Origin of the sequence: Tritonibacter multivorans (assembly GCF_001458415.1) — a bacterium.
In the GTDB taxonomy this organism is placed as follows: domain Bacteria; phylum Pseudomonadota; class Alphaproteobacteria; order Rhodobacterales; family Rhodobacteraceae; genus Epibacterium; species Epibacterium multivorans.
This window is the reverse complement of record NZ_CYSD01000021.1, coordinates 162,824-182,726: the sequence shown is the minus strand read 5'-3', so window position 1 is coordinate 182,726 and position 19,903 is coordinate 162,824. Positions and strand designations below refer to the sequence as shown.

The 19,903-nt window shown below is 59.9% G+C and carries 16 protein-coding genes; all 16 read left to right on the top strand.

Features of this window, described 5'->3' with window-relative positions:
* The first annotated feature begins 116 nt into the window (after window positions 1-116).
* The 16 genes from TRM7557_RS19840 to TRM7557_RS08055 all read left to right on the top strand — a co-directional run bounded on the left by TRM7557_RS19840 (window position 117) and on the right by TRM7557_RS08055 (window position 19,892).
* Entirely contained in the window at window positions 117-434 is a 318-nt protein-coding gene (locus TRM7557_RS19840) for a hypothetical protein (RefSeq protein ID WP_131727531.1), read from the top strand.
* A 14-nt stretch (window positions 435-448) separates the two neighbouring features.
* Window positions 449-1,507 (top strand): LacI family DNA-binding transcriptional regulator, encoded by a 1,059-nt coding sequence (locus tag TRM7557_RS08125; protein ID WP_058289718.1) that lies wholly within the window; start codon window positions 449-451, stop codon window positions 1,505-1,507.
* Between the two features lie 43 nt (window positions 1,508-1,550).
* A complete protein-coding gene (locus TRM7557_RS08120) occupies window positions 1,551-2,894 on the top strand; it encodes an ABC transporter substrate-binding protein (protein WP_058289717.1) in 1,344 nt (447 codons plus the stop codon).
* 60 nt (window positions 2,895-2,954) lie between these two features.
* Window positions 2,955-4,223: a carbohydrate ABC transporter permease gene (locus tag TRM7557_RS08115; protein ID WP_058289716.1), complete on the top strand. Its 1,269-nt coding sequence runs from the start codon at window positions 2,955-2,957 to the stop codon at window positions 4,221-4,223.
* Window positions 4,220-5,425, top strand: a complete 1,206-nt coding sequence (locus TRM7557_RS08110) for a carbohydrate ABC transporter permease (protein WP_058289715.1) — start codon at window positions 4,220-4,222, stop codon at window positions 5,423-5,425. Before TRM7557_RS08115 ends, TRM7557_RS08110 begins: the two co-directional genes overlap by 4 nt.
* An 8-nt stretch (window positions 5,426-5,433) precedes the next feature.
* Entirely contained in the window at window positions 5,434-6,693 is a 1,260-nt protein-coding gene (locus tag TRM7557_RS08105) for an MGH1-like glycoside hydrolase domain-containing protein (RefSeq protein ID WP_058289714.1), read from the top strand.
* A 24-nt stretch (window positions 6,694-6,717) separates the two neighbouring features.
* On the top strand, window positions 6,718-7,740 hold the full coding sequence (locus TRM7557_RS08100; RefSeq protein ID WP_058289713.1) for an ABC transporter ATP-binding protein: 1,023 nt from the start codon (window positions 6,718-6,720) through the stop codon (window positions 7,738-7,740).
* A 77-nt stretch (window positions 7,741-7,817) separates the two neighbouring features.
* On the top strand, window positions 7,818-8,450 hold the full coding sequence (locus TRM7557_RS08095; RefSeq protein WP_058289712.1) for an alpha/beta fold hydrolase: 633 nt from the start codon (window positions 7,818-7,820) through the stop codon (window positions 8,448-8,450).
* Between the two features lie 287 nt (window positions 8,451-8,737).
* Window positions 8,738-9,676, top strand: coding sequence for a PDR/VanB family oxidoreductase (locus tag TRM7557_RS08090; RefSeq protein WP_058289711.1), 939 nt, complete (start codon window positions 8,738-8,740; stop codon window positions 9,674-9,676).
* Window positions 9,677-9,709: 33 nt separating this feature from the next.
* Window positions 9,710-11,512, top strand: coding sequence for a BCCT family transporter (locus tag TRM7557_RS08085; RefSeq protein WP_058289710.1), 1,803 nt, complete (start codon window positions 9,710-9,712; stop codon window positions 11,510-11,512).
* 206 nt (window positions 11,513-11,718) lie between these two features.
* Window positions 11,719-12,624, top strand: a complete 906-nt coding sequence (locus tag TRM7557_RS08080) for a LysR substrate-binding domain-containing protein (protein WP_058289709.1) — start codon at window positions 11,719-11,721, stop codon at window positions 12,622-12,624.
* Between the two features lie 96 nt (window positions 12,625-12,720).
* Window positions 12,721-13,875 (top strand): aromatic ring-hydroxylating oxygenase subunit alpha, encoded by a 1,155-nt coding sequence (locus TRM7557_RS08075; protein ID WP_058289708.1) that lies wholly within the window; start codon window positions 12,721-12,723, stop codon window positions 13,873-13,875.
* The gene (locus tag TRM7557_RS08070; RefSeq protein WP_058289707.1) at window positions 13,872-15,323 is read left to right on the top strand and encodes an aldehyde dehydrogenase family protein; all 1,452 of its coding nucleotides are present in this window, start codon (window positions 13,872-13,874) and stop codon (window positions 15,321-15,323) included. Before TRM7557_RS08075 ends, TRM7557_RS08070 begins: the two co-directional genes overlap by 4 nt.
* A 2-nt stretch (window positions 15,324-15,325) precedes the next feature.
* Window positions 15,326-15,565 (top strand): hypothetical protein, encoded by a 240-nt coding sequence (locus TRM7557_RS08065; protein ID WP_058289706.1) that lies wholly within the window; start codon window positions 15,326-15,328, stop codon window positions 15,563-15,565.
* Window positions 15,566-15,911: 346 nt separating this feature from the next.
* Complete coding sequence (locus TRM7557_RS08060; RefSeq protein WP_058289705.1) at window positions 15,912-18,422, top strand: Hint domain-containing protein; 2,511 nt, start codon at window positions 15,912-15,914, stop codon at window positions 18,420-18,422.
* A 183-nt stretch (window positions 18,423-18,605) separates the two neighbouring features.
* Window positions 18,606-19,892, top strand: coding sequence for a uracil-xanthine permease family protein (locus TRM7557_RS08055; protein WP_058289704.1), 1,287 nt, complete (start codon window positions 18,606-18,608; stop codon window positions 19,890-19,892).
* Window positions 19,893-19,903 lie beyond the last annotated feature (11 nt).

Sequence of the window (19,903 nt, the reverse complement as noted above, 5' to 3'; positions counted from 1 at the left end):
TTGGATTCCCATGGTTTTTCAGGTTGATTGGAGACAACTTTGCCCCGATCTACAGAGCGCCCAGCACGCGGGCGGGATCCTGCGATGGCAGTTCTGAGGTAAGACAGAGAGCGCCCTTGGGTGCTCTTTTTCGTTTCTGGGGGCTTGGTTTTCCGCGCTGTCGGGCAGGTTCCTTGCGTGGCGCGGTTGCACTTGCCGGTCCGAAACCGCCCGGTCCGGTTCCCTGTTCCGGTGGTTTTTTCAGAGCGCAAATGCTGGTTGTACAGGGTTTTTCTTGCACACGTCGCCCGTATTTTGGGCGCAGGTTCGCGGTTGGCCTGTGTGTCGCGCTAAGAATTCAAAATTATTATCTAATTTTTGCCCGTGAAATGGGCATGAAATTTATTCAGTTAAAAAAATATCTTGCCGAAACCGATTTCGGAACTTTCTCTTAAGGTTAGGGGGAGCGATGACTCGGCAAGAAAACACAAAACGGATGGGGACCGGTGCGCGCCGCGTGACAATTTCGGATTTGTCGCGGGAACTTGGGATCACCAAGGGCACCATCAGTCGCGCGCTGAACGGCTATAGCGATATTTCGGAAAGTACGCGCCTGCGGGTGGAGCGCGCGGCAGAGCGGCTGGGCTATCGGCCGCTGACACAGGCGCAGGCCATTCGCACCGGGAGGTCGCAATCCATTGGTCTGGTCATCGAGGCCGGAAACCACGATGGGCATCACCCGTTTCTGGCAGAGTTTCTGGCGGGCGCTTCGGGCGCCGCCGCCGAGGAAGGCTGGACCCTGACGGTGTCAAATGCGGACACGCAGGACACGGTGTTAAAGCGGATGCAGCAGCTGGTTGAGGATCGCAAGGCGGATGGGTTCATTCTGCCGCGCACATGGTCGGATGATCCGCGGGTGGCGCATTTGCGGGCTTTGGACGTGCCCTTTGTGCTGTTTGGCCGGGTGGCAGACCCTGAGGGATGCGCGTGGTTTGACTTCAAAGGCGGCGCGGCGATGCGCGATGCTGTGCATCGTCTCTTTGCGGCGGGGCATCGCCGGATTGGCTATGTGGGCAGTTCGCCGGGGTATCATTACGAAAAGCTGCGCCTTGCGGGGTTCCTGCGTGGGCTTTCGGATCTGGGGTTGGAGGCCGACCCGGACCTGATCCGTGAAAATGCGGTGATCCGCAGTCAGGGCGCGGATGCGGCGCGGGCCCTGCTGGCCCATGCGAACCGCCCAACTGCGCTGATCTATGCGGTGGATGCTGCGGCGCTTGGGGCCTGGGAAGCGGCCCATGAGGAAGGGCTGACCATTGGCCGCGATCTGTCGATTGTGTCCTATGACGGCACCAAGGATGGCGCCGCCGCGCGGCCGTCGCTTGCCAGTTACGCGGTCGACAACCGTTTTGCCGGTGAGCGGCTGGCCCATCTTCTGATCCGCAGGGTGCGTGGGGAGCGCGTGGAAACCCTGCGAGAGGAACAAGACGTGCCGTTCCGTGCGGGCGGATCGCTGGGGCCGGCACCTTAGGAATTCAAGACAAAGAAAAAATCGAAATATAGGGAGGAAAACCATGACTATCAGAAAGCTTCTCAGTGCGAGCACCGCGTTGATTGCAATCAGCACCAGTCTTGCGATGGCCGAGGACATCAAATTCTGGACCACCGAGGAACAGGCGGAACGGCTGGCCAAACAGGAGGAAATGGCCGCGAAGTTTTCGGCCATGACCGGGCACACTGTTGAGGTCATTCCGGTGACCGAAAGTGACCTTGGCACCCGCGCCACGGCGGCTTTCGCGGCCAATGACCTGCCGGATGTGATCTACCACACGCTGCAATATGCGCTGCCCTGGGCCGAAGCCGGCATTCTGGACATTGATGCCGCGACCGATGTGATCGAGAACCTCGGTCAGGGCACCTTTGCATCTGGGGCACTGTCGATGGCTGCGACCGAAGACGGGTTTGCCTCTGTTCCGGTGGATGGCTGGACGCAGATGGTGGTCTATCGCAAGGATCTGTTTGACGCGGCCGGTCTGGCCGCGCCGACCTCATATGCCAATGTTCTGGCCGCGCTTGAGAAACTGCACAACCCACCGGAAATGTTTGGTTTTGTCGCCGCGACCAAGGTGGACGAGAACTTCATGAGCCAGGTTCTGGAGCATGTGTTCTTGGCCAATGGGGTGTCGCCGGTTGATGAAAACGGCTTCTCGCCGCTCGATGAGGCCGCCACCACCGAGGTGCTGGATTTCTACAAAGCGATCGCCAAAGCCTCGCCTCCGGGTGAGCTGTACTGGCAGCAGTCCCGCGAGCTGTATTTCGCGGGCAAAGCGGCGATGATCATCTGGTCGCCGTTCATTTTGGATGAACTGGCCGGTCTGCGCGACAGCGCGCCGCCCACCATTACCGATGACCCCACCAGCGGTGAATTGGCCTCGAAAACTGGCATCGTCACCAACTTCTCTGGCCCGTCCAACCCGGATGGGGCGGCCTGGGGCGATATCCGTTACTTCGGCATCACGTCGGATGCGTCCACCGATGCGGCGATGGAGTTTGTCGAGTTCTCCATGAGCGATGGCTACGCTTCGACGCTGTCGATTGCGCCCGAGGGCAAGTTCCCGGTCCGCAAGGGCAACGCAGAGGATCCGCAGGCGTTTTCCAAGGTCTGGGCCGAGCTGCCGGTGGGTGTCGACCGCAAAGCCCCGCTGGGGGATCTTTATGCGCAGGACATGATCGACGAAATCGTTGGCGGTCTGGATGTGGCGCAGCGTTGGGGGGTTGCGGAAGGGCAGCTGTCGCTGGCGTCCAAGATGATCAACTCGCAGGCCATCAACCGGATCGTGCGTCAGTACATCGACGAGAAAATCGATGCCTCTGCGGCGGTTGCGGCGATGAATAAGGAACTGGGCGCGCTGAACTAACGCCCCCTTGGTGCCGGGCGGCAAACGCCCGGTGCCCCAGTTGCAGACCACGGATTTCCAATGTCACAGACCGACCCGCCCGTCGGCCCGCCCGCGCATCCACCGCGGGGCACCGGGCCGCTGGCCAAGCGCGAAGCGCGTCTGGCCTGGGGGATGCTTGCCCCCACAATCGCCGCTGTTGCGCTTGTCGTGATCCTGCCGCTTCTGGCGATTTTCTGGATCAGCTTCAAGCCTGTTGAACTCGCCAATCTGCGACCGCCCGAGGTCACGGTGCGCGAAGATGTGCGCGGCAAGCCGACTGCGCCGGGGGACGAGGCGACGCTGCGCTACCGGTTGCGCAATTCCTCGCAAGAGGCGTCGATTGCGGGCGTCACCCTGCGCGATACGCTGCCCGAGGGGATCGAGATCATCGACGGGTTGGGGGACAGTTGTGCCGTGACCGGGCGCGAGTTGTTCTGCGACTTTGGCGACTGGGAGGGCGGCGCGCGCGAACGTTTGCAGATCAAGGTGATCACCGCGCAGGCGTTTTTTGACGGGCCCAGCCCCCGCGACAGTGCGCCAATTGTGACGGGCACAGCATCGAATATCCTGACCAATTTCAGCTTCACTGGCGAAAACTTTGCTCGTATTTTTGACAGCAGCGAGTTCTTCAAGGTGCTGTGGGTGACGCTGTTCTACACCGTCTTTGGTACCATTGGCGCACTGGTCATGGGGCTGTTTGCGGCGCTTCTGCTGGATAAATCCTTCAAAGGTCAGGGCATCCTGCGCGGGCTTTATCTGTTTCCCTATGTGGCGCCGGTGATTGCGGTGGCTTTTGCCTGGGTGCTGCTGCTCGATCCGTTTTCAGGGTCGATCAATGCGCTTTTGGTGCAGATGGGCGTGACCGATCAGGCGATCAACTTCTTTGGCGAGGAGCCACTGGCGCTGATCATGGTCACGGTGTTCGAGATCTGGCGCTATTTCCCGCTGTCGTTCCTGTTCATCCTGGCGCGCATGCAGAGCATCGACACAGAGATGTATGAGGCCGCCGATATGGATGGTGCGACACCATTTCAGCAGTTCCGCTACCTCAGCCTGCCGCAGCTTCTGGGCATTCTGTCGGTGTTGTTCCTGCTGCGGTTCATTTGGACCTTCAACAAATTCGACGACATTTTCCTGCTGACCGGGGGAAATGCGGGCACGCGGACGCTGACGGTGAATGTCTATGAACAGGCTTTCGCGCTGTCCAACATCGGGGCAGGGGCTGCGGTGGCGGTGGTGATTTTCTGCTGCCTCCTGCTGTTCAGCGTCTTCTTCTTCCGCGTCATGAGCCAGGAGGAAGGGCTATGAAAACGTTCCATCACGCCTATGTCACAGGCCCCGTTCTGGGCGCGCTTTGGACCTTTGTGATTGCGGTCACCGTGTCGATCACCATGAGTTTCGCCACCGGAGAGCCGTTCCGCCCGACGCTGATACTGGCCCTGCTATGGGGCGCGGTGATTGGTGCGGCAGCGGTCCATTCACGCATGGCCGCGGGGATCGCGGCGCTGGGGGTTGCGGCGGTTGGGCTGTTGGGGTTTGGCCCAATTCTGTCCGGGGATACGGTGTCGCCTTTTGCGCAGATCGTCGGCCATGGCGCCATGGCGCTGTGTGCCGCGCTGGGCATGGTCAGCATTATGCGAAATGCCCCCAAAGGCGCGTTGACCCGGCATGAATTTGAGGAAGCCGTGATCCGCTTTCTCACCGGGTTTGGCTATATCTTCTTCACCGCCATTGTTGTCATCCCCTTTTATGTGATGGTGATGACCTCGCTCAAAAGCCAGCAGGCGCTTTTGCAAAACCCGCTCGATTTCTCGATTGATTTCAGCAAGGGCTGGGGTTTGTTCCGCAGCTATGAAGAGCTGTTTCGTGACCACGGATTTGGCATCTACCTGCTGAACAGCTTCTTCATTTCGGTGATCACGGTTGTTGTGACCCTGCTGTTTGCAATCCCCGGCGCCTATGCGGTGGCGCGGTTGCGGTTCAAAGGGCGGGCGGCGTTTGCGCGGTCTATCCTGTTGATTTATATGGTGCCGATGATCGTTCTGGCGCTGCCGATCTACATCGCGTTTTCAACGGCGGGGCTGCGCAATACGATCTTTGGCATTGTGCTGATCTATCCGGTCACCACCATTCCCGTCGCGCTTTATATGCTGCAGGGGTATTTCCGTGGCCTTCCCGCAGAGATCGAAGAGGCGGGTCTGATGGATGGCCTGTCCCGACTGCGGGTGATCTGGAAAATCACCCTGCCGCTGTCATTGCCTGCGCTGGCGTCGGTGTCGCTCTATGTGTTCATGATCGCCTGGAACGAGTTCCTCTTGGCGTTCATGCTGCTGGATGATCCATCCAAGTTCACGCTGACCCGCGGCATTGCTTCGCTCAATTCCTCCGAGATCCCTCGACAACATCTTATGGCCGGGTCGGTGATCGCCACCGTGCCTATTATGGCGCTGTTTCTGGGGCTCGAACGTTTCATGACCAAGGGGCTCACTGCGGGCTCTGTCAAAGGATGATACACGACATGACGATCAACGCCGACAAGATCGACCGGCAGGCCAAGCGCATTCTGCGCAATAATGACCGGGGCGGGTACACGGTGCCCACATCGGGGCTGTACCCGTATCAGTGGAACTGGGACAGCGCCTTTACGGCCTGGGGGCTTGCGACCTTTGATATCAAGCGTGCGTGGTTTGAAATCCACACGCTGTTCACCGGCCAATGGGACAATGGCATGGTGCCGCATATTATCTTCCACAAGCGGGCGGACGGGTATTTTCCGGGGCCGGACGTCTGGGGCGTGCCACGGGTGCCGCATACGTCGGGCATCACCCAGCCGCCGGTCGCCGCGACCATGATCCGCGCCATCTACGAGCAGGACAAACGCTATGGCCGCGTGCATATGGAGCTGGTCTATGGCCGTCTGATAAGCTGGCACCGCTGGTTCATGGCCAACCGGGTCGAAGACGGCATGGTGGCTATTACGCACCCCTGGGAGTCTGGGCGCGACAATGCCGTGGACTGGGATGGCGGCATGGGCAATGTCGATGGCAGCGGCGTGGGGGATTACACCCGCCGGGATACCGCGCATGTGGATCCCGATATGCGGCCGAAGAAGGAAGACTACGACCGCTATCTGACCATGGTCTATTATGGCCGTGATTGCGGCTGGGACGAAGGCCAGATCCGCGAGGGATCGCCGTTTCGTGTGGCGGACGTGGGCATGACCTTCATCCTGCTGCGGGCCTGTCGTGACCTGTTGATGATCGCCCATGATCTGGACCATCTGACCGACGAGATCGAGGGCTGGATCCGCACGCTGGAGGCGGGTGTTGCGCGCCATTGGAACCCCGATGGTTTTTACGACAGCATTGACCTGCGCAGCGGGGACTTCAGCGGGTCGTTGTCCTCGGCATCGTTCCTCAACTGGTATGCGGGCATTGAGAACGACCAGATGGCGATACATCTGCACGATATTCTGGATCGGGTGGAATTTGGCGTGCCGTCCTTTGATCCGCGCCGCGAGGGGTTTGAACCGCTGCGCTACTGGCGGGGGCCGGTCTGGGGTATGATGAATGCGCTGATCGCCATTGGGCTGGAGGAACAGGGCCATGTGCAGATCGCCGCGAAACTGCGCAAGGACACCCAGCGCCTGATCGCGGAACACGGCTTTTTCGAATATTTCAGCCCGGTTGAAGGCACCCCCGCAGGGGGCGGCGCTTTTTCTTGGACGGCAGCCATCTGGCTGACCTGGGCCGGGCCGCACGCGCGCGGCCATTTCTAAAGCGTCGACGGAGGAGAAACACAGATGGCATCCATCGAACTAAACGGCGCAGAGAAATGGTACGGCTCGGCGCAGGTAATCAAAGGCGTGGATCTGTCCATTGCAGAAGGGGAGTTCGTGATCTTTGTCGGCCCCTCGGGCTGCGGTAAATCCACCTTGCTGCGGATGATAGCCGGGCTTGAGGAAACCAGCCGCGGGCAGATCCTGATCGGTGACCGCGACGCCACGGCTGAACCTCCGGCACGGCGGGGGCTGGCGATGGTGTTCCAGTCTTATGCGCTTTATCCGCATATGTCGGTGCGCGACAATATGGGGTTTTCCCTGAAAGCGGCGGGCGCACCCGAGGCGGACATCCAGTCCAAAGTTGATGCTGCCGCGCAGGTGCTGAAGCTGGAGCCGCTGCTGGAACGCCGCCCCAAGGACCTGTCCGGCGGGCAGCGCCAGCGGGTGGCCATCGGGCGGTCGATTGTCCGTGATCCCACGGCGTTCCTGTTTGACGAACCGCTGTCCAATCTGGACGCCGCCCTGCGGGTCGAGATGCGCTATGAGATTGCAAAACTGCATCAGGCGCTGGGCGCGACGATGATTTACGTGACCCACGATCAGGTCGAAGCGATGACGCTGGCGGATCGGATTGTGGTGCTGGAAGGGGGGCAGATCAGCCAGGTCGGCACCCCGCGAGAACTGTACCGCAACCCCGGCAATCTGTTTGTGGCGCAGTTTATCGGCTCTCCCAAGATGAACGTCTTTGAGGCGGGGATTGCCGGGCTGACGCTGGCGGCTCCGGCCCCTGCGAATGCGGTAAAGCTGGGCATCCGGCCCGAACACATCGCCCTTGTCGAAGCGGGGCAGGGGCAGATCGACGCCGAAGTTGATGTGCTGGAATATCTGGGTGCAGATACGTTTGTGATCCTGGATGCAGGCGCTGCTGGGCAGGTGACCGTTCGCGTAACCGGGGAACATGCCCCTGCGCCCAAGACACAGGTTGCCCTGTCCTTTGCCCCTGAAGACACGCATTTCTTTGATAGCGCGGGTCGAAAAATCTAAATCTGATCCGCGCGCGCATTGGAGGTCGCCGTCAACTCCACTAAACCGATGATGAGGCTCAGTTGAGGAGAGGCGTCATGGAGTTTCTGTTGAACGGCGACCAGCCCGGGCGGGTCACGATCCTGCTGGCCCATGGGGCGGGCGCGGCGATGGACACACCGTGGATGACCGCGGTCGCTGAAGGGCTGGCCGCAAGCGGATTTCGCGTTGCCCGGTTCGAGTTCAGCTATATGGCGGCGCGGCGCGTGGGCGGATCAAAACGCCCACCGGGCAAGGCCGAAAAATACATCCCGGAATATCTTGCCGCCATTGAGGCGCTGCCCGGTGACGGCCCCGTAGTCATTGGCGGAAAAAGCATGGGCGGACGGGTCGCAAGCCTTTGTGCACAGGCGCTTTTTGATGCGGGCCGCATTCAGGGGCTGTTGTGCCTTGGCTTTCCGTTTCACGCACCAAACAAGCCCGAGAAAACCCGTATCGAACAGTTTGCCACAATGACCTGTCCGACGCTGATCTGTCAGGGCACGCGGGATCCCTTTGGCACGCAGGAAGAGGTTGCGGAATACGCGCTGGCCCCGGATGTAACCCTGCGCTGGCTGGAAGATGGGGATCACGACATGAAGCCCCGCAAGCGTGTCACGGGGCTGGGGCTTCAGGATCACTTGAACACAGTCGTCGACCACACCACTGCATGGTCGCGCCAGATCTGCTGAGCGAAGCCAAACATCTCCATTGGTACAAAGTCCGGATTCCACGTCCGCCGATGTGGGGCGGTCTGACGTCCTGTGCGGGTGGGGCAAATTAATTTCACCCGTGATTTAGATTTTTCGAAATTGAACATCCTGGGCACCTCATTTCTTACTGCCTGTCAACGAAAAGAAAGCCCAGTTGGCAGATCCGGAACCGCACCTCGCAGCCGAGGTGCGCTGAACCGCATGGGGGGACCTGTGACGGACACAGTCGCGATGTGCCTGGTGGCAGCCCATAAGGAAAGACCCCGATGCAAACAGCGCGCCTGATCCAGAAAACCGAATTGAGCCCTGAAGTCTCTGATTTCGAGTTTCAGATCCAGGAGGGGCGGTTCTCGGGTTTGGAAGCGGGGGCGCATATCGATGTGCATCTGGAGGATGGGCTGATCCGCCAGTATTCGATCTGGAACTGGAGCTTGGATGGCCGCACCCTGAATGTTGCGGTCAAGCGCGAAGACACCGGACGCGGCGGATCGCTGGCAATGCACGCGCTGGAAGAAGGCGCTGTGGTGCAGATTGGCGGGCCGCGCAATCACTTCAAACTGCAAACGGGCGATCGCTATGTCACCCTGATTGCAGGTGGGATTGGCGCGACACCCTTGGTTGCAATGGCGCGCGAGTTGCTGAATGCCGGGCGCGAGTTTCAGGTGATCTATCTGGTGCGGTCCCGCGAACATGCGGCCATGGACAGCAAATTTCGCGCGCTTGGGCTGAACGAATGGTATCGCCTGCATTGCTCTGATGACGAAGGTTTCATGGACATGGCAGAGGTGATGCAGGGGCTGCCCGTGGACAGCGACGTCTATACCTGCGGGCCGGAACCGATGCTGAACGCGGTGCTTGAGGCTGGCACGTCGATGCGCGGCGGCACCATCCATTTTGAACGTTTTGCCGCGGCCTCTGATGTGCAGCACGGCGCGGCTGAGGGCTTTGAGATCGAGCTCGCATCAAATGGTGCGGTGTATCAGGTCGGGGCCGACGACAGCATCCTGAGTGTTCTTCAGGCCAATGGGGTGCCCGTGGAATTTGGCTGTTCAGAAGGGCTCTGCGGGTCCTGCATTGTCGATGTGGTCGAGGGAGAGGTGGACCACCGCGACGGTATTCTGACGCCCGAGGAAAAGGCCGGCAGCGGGTTTTTGTGCACCTGCGTGTCACGTGCAAAGGGAGCACGGCTCGTTCTGGATCTCTAATCTCAGAAAAAAATCACGACAAAGGAGGGAGACATGTCAATTAAACCGCCATTCACCGATCTGGAGATCAACCGATCTCCGAAAGGGTTCTACGAGGGGCATTCGGTTGAAATCGCGCTTATCAGCAAGGCCATTATGATCGGGCTTGTGCTGTGGGCGTTGATTTGGCCGGCCAGCGCCAACGGCGTTTTGGGGAGCCTGAACTGGAGCCTGCTGGAGAGCTTCAACCAGTTCTATATTATTATTGTTGGCCTGTTTGTCTTCTTCCTGATTGCACTGGCGGTGCTGCCGCAGACGGGAAAACTGCGGCTTGGCCCGGATGGGCAAGCGCCCGAGTTTTCCACCTTTTCGTGGTTTTCCATGATGTTCGGCGCTGGTCTGGGCGTGGGGCTGATGGTGTTCTCCACCGCTGAACCGCTGAGCCTGTGGGGATCGAACCCTGTTGTGGTGTCTGGCGCGGTTGCGGGCGGAACCGAAGAGGCGGTGCAGTCGGCCTATCGGTACACCTATCTGCACTATGGCTTTCATGCCTGGGCGGTCTATGTGGTGACCGGCCTGTCGCTGGCGTATTATGCCTATACCCGCGATATGCCGCTGACGATCCGGTCTGCGCTGACGCCGATGTTCGGGTCGCGGATGAATGGTTTTCTGGGCCATATTGTTGATGTGTTGGGCGTTGTTGCGACCATCCTCGGCGTGTCGGTCACGATCGGCTATGGTGTGTCGCAGTTTGTCGACGGGGTCTATGCGATCACGGGGATGACCTGGATCATGAACCTGACAGGCGAGGCACCGGTGCCCAGCACGGTGGGTCTTCTGGCGGGGTTGATTGTGATCATGGCGCTGTCGGTTCTATCTGCTGTATCTGGTGTCGGGCGTGGGGTGAAATACCTGTCCAACCTGAACCTAGTGCTGTCGATCATTCTGCTGCTGGTTTTTGTTGTGTTTGGCTCGTTCCTGTTTGCGATGAACACCTATGTGGCCGCGCTGATGGACTATCTGCTGAACTTCCTGAACCTGAGCTTTGGGGCCTATGGTCCGCAATCTGAGGCGGCGTTTGCTGCGGCATTGCCTGCCGACGCCGTCCCATTTGCCGACGCCCTGCGCGGCGGAGCAACCAATGCCTGGGGCTCTTTCGACGGGTTTGTGTCGGGCCTTGAAGGCGATGCAGCGGCGCTGCCGTCGGATGTGCTGGCCTCCGCTTATGCGGCGGGCGAGCAGGGGCGTCAGTTCGGCTGGCAGGCGGGCTGGACCACCTTTTACTGGGCTTGGTGGATTGCGTTTTCACCCTTTGTCGGCCTGTTTCTGGCGCGCATCTCCAAAGGGCGCACTGTGCGCGAGTTCATTCTGGGCGGTGTCTTTGCCCCGGCGCTGGTCTGCTTTGCCTGGATGGCTATTCTGGGCGGCACGGCAATGGATCTGGAGCTGTCTGGTCAAGCCGGGGGCGCGATCTCGGGTGCGTCCAACACTGCGAAACTGTTTGTGACGCTGGGCGAGATGATCGACGGCGGTCTTTTGTCGGTGATCACGGTGATGTGCGTGGTGCTGGTGCTGACCTTCCTCGTGACCTCGGCGGACTCGGGCATCTTGGTGATGAACACCATTATGGCGGGCGGTGATCAGGATGTGGGAAATAAGCACAAAGTGATCTGGGGCCTGATCCTGACCTCTGTGATCGGCGCGTTGTTCCTGGCCGCAGGGGAAACCAACCCGATGGATGCGCTGCGCAATGCCATGATCATCGGTGCGCTGCCCTTTACTATGGTGATGGGGCTGATGTGCCTGTCGCTGATCAAAGCGTTGTATCGCGACGGCCTGCGCAAAAAGACGCAGTAAACTCGAGGGGATAAAGGTCTTTTTGATCGCTTGTCTTGTCGAACGTACTCTCGATATTGCCATCGGCCAGAGGTTTTTTCCTTTGGCCGATGGTGTCTTGTCAGGATCCGCAAAAAAAAGGATTTGCCTTGTGCGCCTAACTGCGGGACTAATCAACTTTAGTTAAGGCCACCTAATCTGAGTGGGCAGTATCCAGGCAGCCATTCATGTCCAGACGTCACTACAATCTTCCCCCTTTGACGATGCTTTTGGTCTTTGAGGCCGCCGCGCGCCATCTGAGCTTTAAGGCCGCAGCCCAAGACCTGTCCGTGACGCCTGCGGCGGTCAGCCACCAGATCAAGGCGCTGGAAACCGAACTGGGCACGCCCCTGTTTGTCCGCAAACACCGCGGCGTAGAGCTGACCGAGCATGGCGTCGGACTGTGTCAGGTGCTGAGTTCGTCGTTCACCCAAATCTCGCGCGAGCTGGAAAAGATCCAGCGCGCCGAAGAGCAGGACACAGTAACGGTTGGGTCCACCACTGCGGTTGCGGCCCTGTGGCTGTCGCCGCTGATCATTGATTTCTGGCAGCTGCACACCGATGTCAGCGTCAATCAGGTGACGCAGGACCGCCCCTTTCAAAGCCCGCAGGGAGTCGATTTCTTTATCCAGTATGGGCGCGAAAAGGTCGATTACCTTGAACATCAAGAGATTTACCGCGACCAGCTGGTGCCAGTGGCAGCCCCACAATCGGCGCGGGATCTGGAGGGCAGCAGCCTGGCCGACCTTGCCAGTCAACGTCTGATCCATCTGCACGTGCGGTCACAGAACTGGACGACATGGCCCGACTGGTTTTCGGGTCTGGGCTACACCGGCGCGATCAACGAAGGCACCACGGTCACCAATTATTCGCTGGCGCTTCAATTTGCGCAGAAGGGGGCCGGAGTGGTGCTGGGGTGGAAAACGCTGATCTCTCCCATGTTGAAAAGCGGCAAGCTGGCGGTGATCGGATCACATTCCCTGCCTGCACCGCACGCTTTCTGTTTGGTTGGCCCGCCCAAAGACCAGCTGTCGGAGAATGCCCGCAAGCTGCAGGACTGGATCTTGGCGCGCAGCCTTGCCGGGTCGGATTAGGCCACCTTAATCCTGATTGAGGTTTTTCAATATTGAGAGCCCCCCGTTTTCGCGCCTTTATCACTGAAAATGAACCGCTCGTTTCAGGAAAGCGCCATGAACAAACACAGCTCTCTTTCTTCCGTGTTGACCGATGTGAACACTGCCAACGGTCTGCCCAATGCCCATTACATTGACCCCGCGATCTTTGACGAAGAAAAGCGATCTGTGCTGTTTGCCAATTGGTCGGGCATTGGCTTTGGCAAGGACATCCCCGAGGCAGGCGATGCCAAACCCGTGGATTTCCTCGGCATGCCGCTGTTGCTGGTGCGCGATCGCACCGGTGAGATTGGCGTGTTCCAGAACACCTGCCGCCATCGGGGCATGATCCTGGTCGACAAGCCGCAGAAGATCCGTGGTGCAATCCGCTGTCCCTATCATAGCTGGTGCTATGGGCTTGATGGCGCGCTGCGCACCACGCCGCATGTGGGCGGCCCCGGTCAGAACACCCATGAAGATGTCGACATGGACAAGCTGGGCCTTGTGCGCATCCGGTCTTTTGTCTGGCGCGACGTGGTGTTTGTGAACATTGACGGCACCGCGCCCGAGTTTGAGGAGGCCCATGCCGACCTGTTGCAGCGCTGGAAAGAGTTCGACACGCCGATCCATCATGGTGGCGAGGTGTCCTCGTTCAAGCTGGAGGTCGCAACCAACTGGAAGCTGGCGGTCGAAAACTACTGTGAAAGCTACCACCTGCCGTGGGTGCATCCGGGTTTGAACAGCTATTCCCGTCTGGAAGATCACTACAATATCGAAGAGCGCGGCAAATACTCCGGTCAGGGCACGCTGGTCTATCGCCAGCTCAAAGGCGAGAACGGTGAAACCTTCCCAGACTTCCCGGGGCTCAGCGACAAATGGGACGAAGGCGCGGAATATGTCGCGGTCTATCCCAACGTCCTCTTGGGCATTCAACGCGACCACAGCTTTGCGATCGTTCTGGAGCCCAAGGATTGCGGCAATACGGTTGAGCACATCGAGCTGTATTACGCCCAGTCCGAAAAGGACACACCGGACCAAGACGCGCTGCGGGCATCTAACGCTCAGCTGTGGAAGACGGTTTTTGAAGAAGATGTCTTTGTGGTCGAAGGTATGCAGAAGGGCCGCCACGGCGAACTGTTCGACGGCGGGCGCTTTTCGCCTGCGATGGATGGCCCGACCCATAACTTCCACCATTGGGTTGCAACGCAGGTTGAGAAGGGCCGCGTAGAATGACTGCGGCACTGAAGGACGGGCTGGCTCGTAATTTTGTTGCGGGCCAATGGGTTGAAGGTGATGTCGGCGCGGTGATCCCGGTCGAGGATCCGGGCCATGCGGCGCATTTTGCTGATTGCGCCCAGGCCAGTGAGACCAGTGTTGCCACCGCGCTTGAGGCCGCGCGCGCCTCGTTTGAGCGGGGCGATCTGGCGGATTTGCAGCCCTCGGCCCGGGGGCGGCTGATGCAGCGCATCGCGACAGAGATCCGCAACATTGCGGATGAAGGCGGCGAGGTCCTGTGCCGGGAAAGCGGCAAGTCGCTGGAGGCCGCGCGCGATGAATTTGAAGAGGCGGCGCAGTATTTTGAATACTACGGCGGTGTCGCAGATAAGATCGAAGGCAAATCCATCCCCTTGGGGCCGGATTATGCGGATTACACGGTCTATGAACCCTTTGGGGTGTCGGCGCAGATCGTTCCGTGGAACTTCCCGGTGTCCATTGCCGCGCGGTCGCTGGCGCCGTCGATGGCGGCAGGGAACTCTACCATTATCAAATCGCCTGAACTGGACCCGATTGGTCTGGCGATGCTGGGCACGGCACTGGAGCGCGCGGATGTGCCCGCAGGGGCCGTTTCGATCCTGAACGGATTGGGGTCGGACATTGGTGCCAAGCTGGTGGCGTCTTCCGAGGTTGATCAGATCGTGTTCACGGGGTCGGTTGCAACCGGGCAGGCGATCCTGCGCGCGGCGGCTGATCCGGTGACGCCCTCGCTGATGGAGCTGGGCGGGAAATCCGCGGCGGTGGTGTTTGAGGATGCAAACCTCGACACGTTCATTGCCAGCCTGCAAAGCGGGATCTTCTATAACGCGGGGCAGGTCTGTTCGGCCATGTCGCGGGTGCTGGTGCATCGCTCGATCTATGACGAAGCCGTGGCACGCGCGGCGGAATTGGCAAATGGGCTGAGCGTTGGGCATGGGCTGGAAAACCCGGATCTGACACCTGTGGCCTCGGCCCTGCAGCTGGAGCGGGTGGAAACCCTGACAGCCACGGCACGTCAGGACGGCGCCCGTGTTGCGGCCGGCGGTGCGCGGTTGGATCGCAAGGGGTATTTCATGGCGCCGACCATTCTGGCCGATGTGGACCCCGCAAGCCGGGTGGCCCAAGAAGAGATCTTTGGCCCTGTGACCTGCATGACGCCCTTTGACACCGAAGCGGAGGCGATTGCGCTGGCCAATGGCACCGATTTTGGTCTGGTCGCGGGGATCTTTACCCGTGATCTGGCACGGTCCCATCGTGTGGCGCGCAAGCTGCGCGCCGGGCAGGTGTTTGTAAACGAATGGTTCGCCGGGGGCATCTCGACCCCCTTTGGCGGTGTCGGGAAGTCTGGCTTTGGCCGCGAAAAAGGGCTGGAGGCGCTCTTTAACTATGTGCGGACCAAAAACATCGCCATTTCGCTGAAAGGCTGACCATGCAGCGGGATGAACTGGATCAGGCGCTGCTGGCGGCGCATGCGGATCATGACATCGCAGAGCTGGTGCGGCTTTACACTGTTGCTGCCGAAACGGCAGAGGCGGATGATGATGTCGAAGCCGCCAACTTTTTCCTGACCCATGCTTTTGTTTTTGCACTGGAAGGGGGCGCGCCAGAGGCCGCGCCCCTGAACCAGCGGCTCGCCGCGCGGGGCTGTGCAAAGCTTCTTGAGTTTTAAACAGACGGTTCAGACCTTCCAGTCGCGGGGGCGATGAGCCGCGCGCAGGCCCTGAGATGAACCAGCAAAGGACCAGCACGGGACCCGGCCATCGCCGGGTGCCGAGGCCGCGCGTGCGCGTTTCCTGTGGTGAGCCTGCGGTGCAAATGCCCCTTGATATCGGCGCAGGCGCTTTCCGGACGCTTAACGCCGATGTGATGCAAGTTTCCTTTTGAGTTTACCCTTCCTTATCGGGTGTCGCGTAACCCTTGTTTTAACAGTCGCGAATGATGGATTCGCATCAGTGTTTAGCTCGTTTTTTGTCATTTTGCCTGATGGCCACGCTTAAACAAGTTTTGGAATAATCATGGGAATTCTCGATTGGGTTGCCGCCTTTATTGCGAGCAGAACAGGCAGTGACAGCGACGACAATATGGCGGGCTCGACCGGCGATGATACCATCGACGCGGGCGCAGGTGCGGACACGGTCGCGGGCGAAGAGGGCCATGATGTCATCGATGCGGGCGATGGCGATGACGTTGTTTATGGCGACATGGGGGACGGGTTCGCGCAAGGGCAGGATGCCTCTTCGCTGGTGCTGGACATCAACAATATCCAGAGCGTGTCTCATGACGGGTATACGGGGTCTGCCGGGAACTATGCGGTGTTCAGCGATGTGGCCACGCTGGACGATGGCACCTCGGTCTGGGGCAAATTGGTTCTGGTCGAAAAGTCCAATGCGGATATGTCCGTTGGCTTTGGCTATACGGCTGGTGCTGAAATCATTTTGTCCGGGGATGAAGCGGGCGATCAGGCCACGTTTCGGCTGGAGTTCTATGACCCCGTTACGGGGGATCCGGTCTATCTGAATTCTACCGCGACTTTCAATGACGTCGATGACAACAGCGGCTATGGCGACGCCGAAGCGGTGATTGTGGATGGCAACAGTTTTACCAGCTTTGGCCTGTCACAGGATTCTTCCCTGACAACCACAAATGTGGATGGGGTTGTGACGGCGACCGGGTCGGAGATGAACGACTATACCGATCAGGATGCGTGGTTCTCGGCCGAGTTTGAGGATCGGTCTTCGATCGAGTTCACCCTTCAGACCCGTGTTGGTCTCGCGGGGTTTACGCTGTCTGGCAGTACCATTGATGATCCGGTCATAACCCTGATCGAACAGGGGGCTGACACGATTTCGGCGGGGGATGGCGACGACGTGGTCTTTGGTCAGGGCGGCGACGATGTGCTGTCCGGCGATGATGGCAATGACAGTATGGAAGGCGGGGATGGCGACGACAGCCTGGACGGCGGCGAAGGGGCTGACACGCTTTTGGGCGGTGAGGGGGCTGACACCATCGCCGGCGGCGATGGCGACGACTATATCGAAGGTGGGGCAGGCGACGACTTTCTGACCACGGGGCTGGGCAATGACACGCTGATCGGCGGTGAAGGTGACGATACGCTTCAGAACTCTGCAGGGGACGACAGCCTTGTGGGCGGGGTTGGCAATGACAGCATTGTTGCGACCGATGGCAATGACACGCTGGATGGCGGTGATGGCGCAGACACGCTCTATGGCGGCAATGACAACGACCTGCTGATCGGCGGCGAGGGCGCGGATCTGATGTACGGTGAAGCCGACGCCGATACCTTTCAAATCGAAGACAGTTTTGGCAATGACACGCTGGAAGGTGGTGAGGCCGGAACCGATTTCGACACCGTTGACCTGACGGCGGTGACGACAGGCGTCACGGTCACGTATTCGGGTGACGAGGCCGGCACGATCACCGATGGGGCCGACACGGTCACATTCTCGGAAATCGAAGCGCTGGATCTGACGGATCAGGCGGATGTGGTCGATGCGTCCTCGGACAGTGCCGGTGTCACGATAGATGCCGGCGCGGGGGACGACACGGTGACCTTTGGCGCGGGCGATGACTCCATCACCAGTGGCGCCGGGTATGACGACCTGATCCTGACCGCCGCAGGTGGGGCCGATACGGTGAGCGACTTTGACCTTGGTGATGATGACGCCAATGGGTTCTTCAATGACCAGCTGGATGTGTCTGATCTGATTGGCGGCACCGGTCCAGCTGGCGCGATCCGCGCCTGGGATGTGAGCGTCACCGATGATGGGTCCGGCAATGCCCTGTTGTCGTTCCCGAGCGGAGAGCAGCTGGTGCTGGAAGGCGTTGCCCCCAACCAGATCAACACTGCACCACAGCTTTTCGCGGCAGGGATCCCCTGTTTTACACCGGATGTTCGGATCGCAACGGCGCGCGGCGCGGTTCCCGCAGGCCAGATCCGGGTCGGAGATTTGGTGCAGACCGCCGACAATGGGTATCAACCTGTGATCTGGACCGGCCAGCGCAGTCTGTCGGCATCAGACTTGCAGGCACGTCCGCATTTGCGCCCTTATTATGTGCTGCCGGGGGGTTTTGTGTCGCCCGAACGTCCAATGCTTCTGTCTCCGCAGCACCGGCTGGTGGCCGGGCGGCAAGTCCTTGGGCAGGCTGCGACAGTGGCCACACCTTTGGGCGAGACATTTGTGTCGGCCAAGCTGCTGGCAGATATTGATCCCGGTTGCCATCAGCACGAGGGCGAAGAGGGCGTGACCTATGTGCACCTGATGACAGAACAGCACGAGGTGGTCTTTGCCGAAGGGGTCGCAACAGAGACTTTCTGGCCCGGCCCCGAAGCTGTGCTTGGCCTGTCGCGCGCAGACAAACGCGAACTGTTTGCTTTGTTCCCGGAACTTGTCGCGGTGCATGGTCTGGTTGGCGACCATGGCCGCGCGCATGTCGCGCATGTCTATGGTGGTCTGGCGCGCCACGCCCTGACGCGTCGGGATCTTCGGGCGATGCAGGTGGCCTGAGCATCGCCAAGCGCAGAGGTCGCTGTTGGAAAAGCAGCTGTCGCAGAAGGGCGGGGCAAAAGCACACCCGAGGTTTTAGACAGGGCGCGTTGCAGAGCATGCGCTCTTTTTCTTTTGGGTTTACAGGCTGCAAGAGTTCGTTGATTTGAACGGACATAAAAAACCAACAGGGACACTGAAATAATGACCGCTTTGAAAGAAGAGGGTGCAGGCATCGCACCTTCGGAAACCGACTATAAATTTGGCGCAGGCCAGGCGCTTGCCGGGGCGCAGATGCTGTTTGTGGCCTTTGGCGCGCTGGTGCTGGTGCCGATCCTGACAGGTCTGGATGCCAGTGTGGCGCTGTTCACCGCTGGCCTTGGTACGTTGATCTTTCAGATCGTGACACGCGGACAGGTGCCGGTGTTTCTGGCGTCGTCTTTCGCCTTTATTGCGCCGATCATTTACGGCGTGCAGACTTGGGGTCTTCCGGCGACCACCGGCGGTCTGGCGGCGGCGGGCCTGCTCTATGTCGCGCTCAGCTTTGCGGTGCGGATCTGGGGCAGTGGTTTCCTGCACAAATACCTGCCGCCCGTTGTGGTTGGCCCGGTGATCATGATCATCGGCCTGTCGCTGGCGCCGGTTGCGGTCAATATGTCCACTGGTCTGGCCGGTGATACGCAGATCATGCCGCGCGGGATCGCCATGCTACTGGCGGCAATTGCGCTGGGCACCACCATGCTGACAGCGATCCTTGGCCGTGGCATTATGCGGATTGTGCCAATCCTTGCGGGCATTGTTGCGGGCTATGTCGCGGCTGTGGTCATTGGGTTGATCACCGGCGAAAGCCTGATCAACACAGGCGGTCTGGCGGATGCGCCGTGGTTTGCGGTGCCGGAATTTGTCCGCCCTGAATTCAACCTCGCCGCCATTCTGTTCATCCTGCCCGTGGCGATTGCGCCTGCGATTGAACATTTCGGGGATATTCTGGCGATCGGCAATGTGACCAAGAAGGACTACCTGAAAAAGCCCGGCATTCAGAACACCATGCTCGGCGATGGTCTGGCGACCACGGCTGCGGGTCTGCTGGGCGGGCCGCCGAACACCACCTATTCCGAGGTCACCGGTGCCGTTACCCTGACCCGCGCCTTTAACCCGGCGATCATGACTTGGGCTGCGATCTTTGCGATTGCGCTGTCGTTCGTGGGCAAGCTGGGCGGTGCGCTGGGCACCATCCCGATGCCGGTCATGGGCGGCATTATGGTGCTGCTGTTTGGTATGGTCACCGTCATCGGCATGTCCGTGGTCGCAAAGATCGGCGATCAGCTGCAAGAGCCGCGCAATATGGTGATTGCCTCCACCATCCTCGTGCTGGGGCTGGGCGGTCTGACCCTGTCCTTTGGCGAAGGCTTTTCGCTCGCGGGCATTGGTCTGGCTGGGGTGGCCGGTCTGGTTCTGAACCTGGTGCTGCCGCACGCGCCCAAAGACTAAGGTCTGGAAGA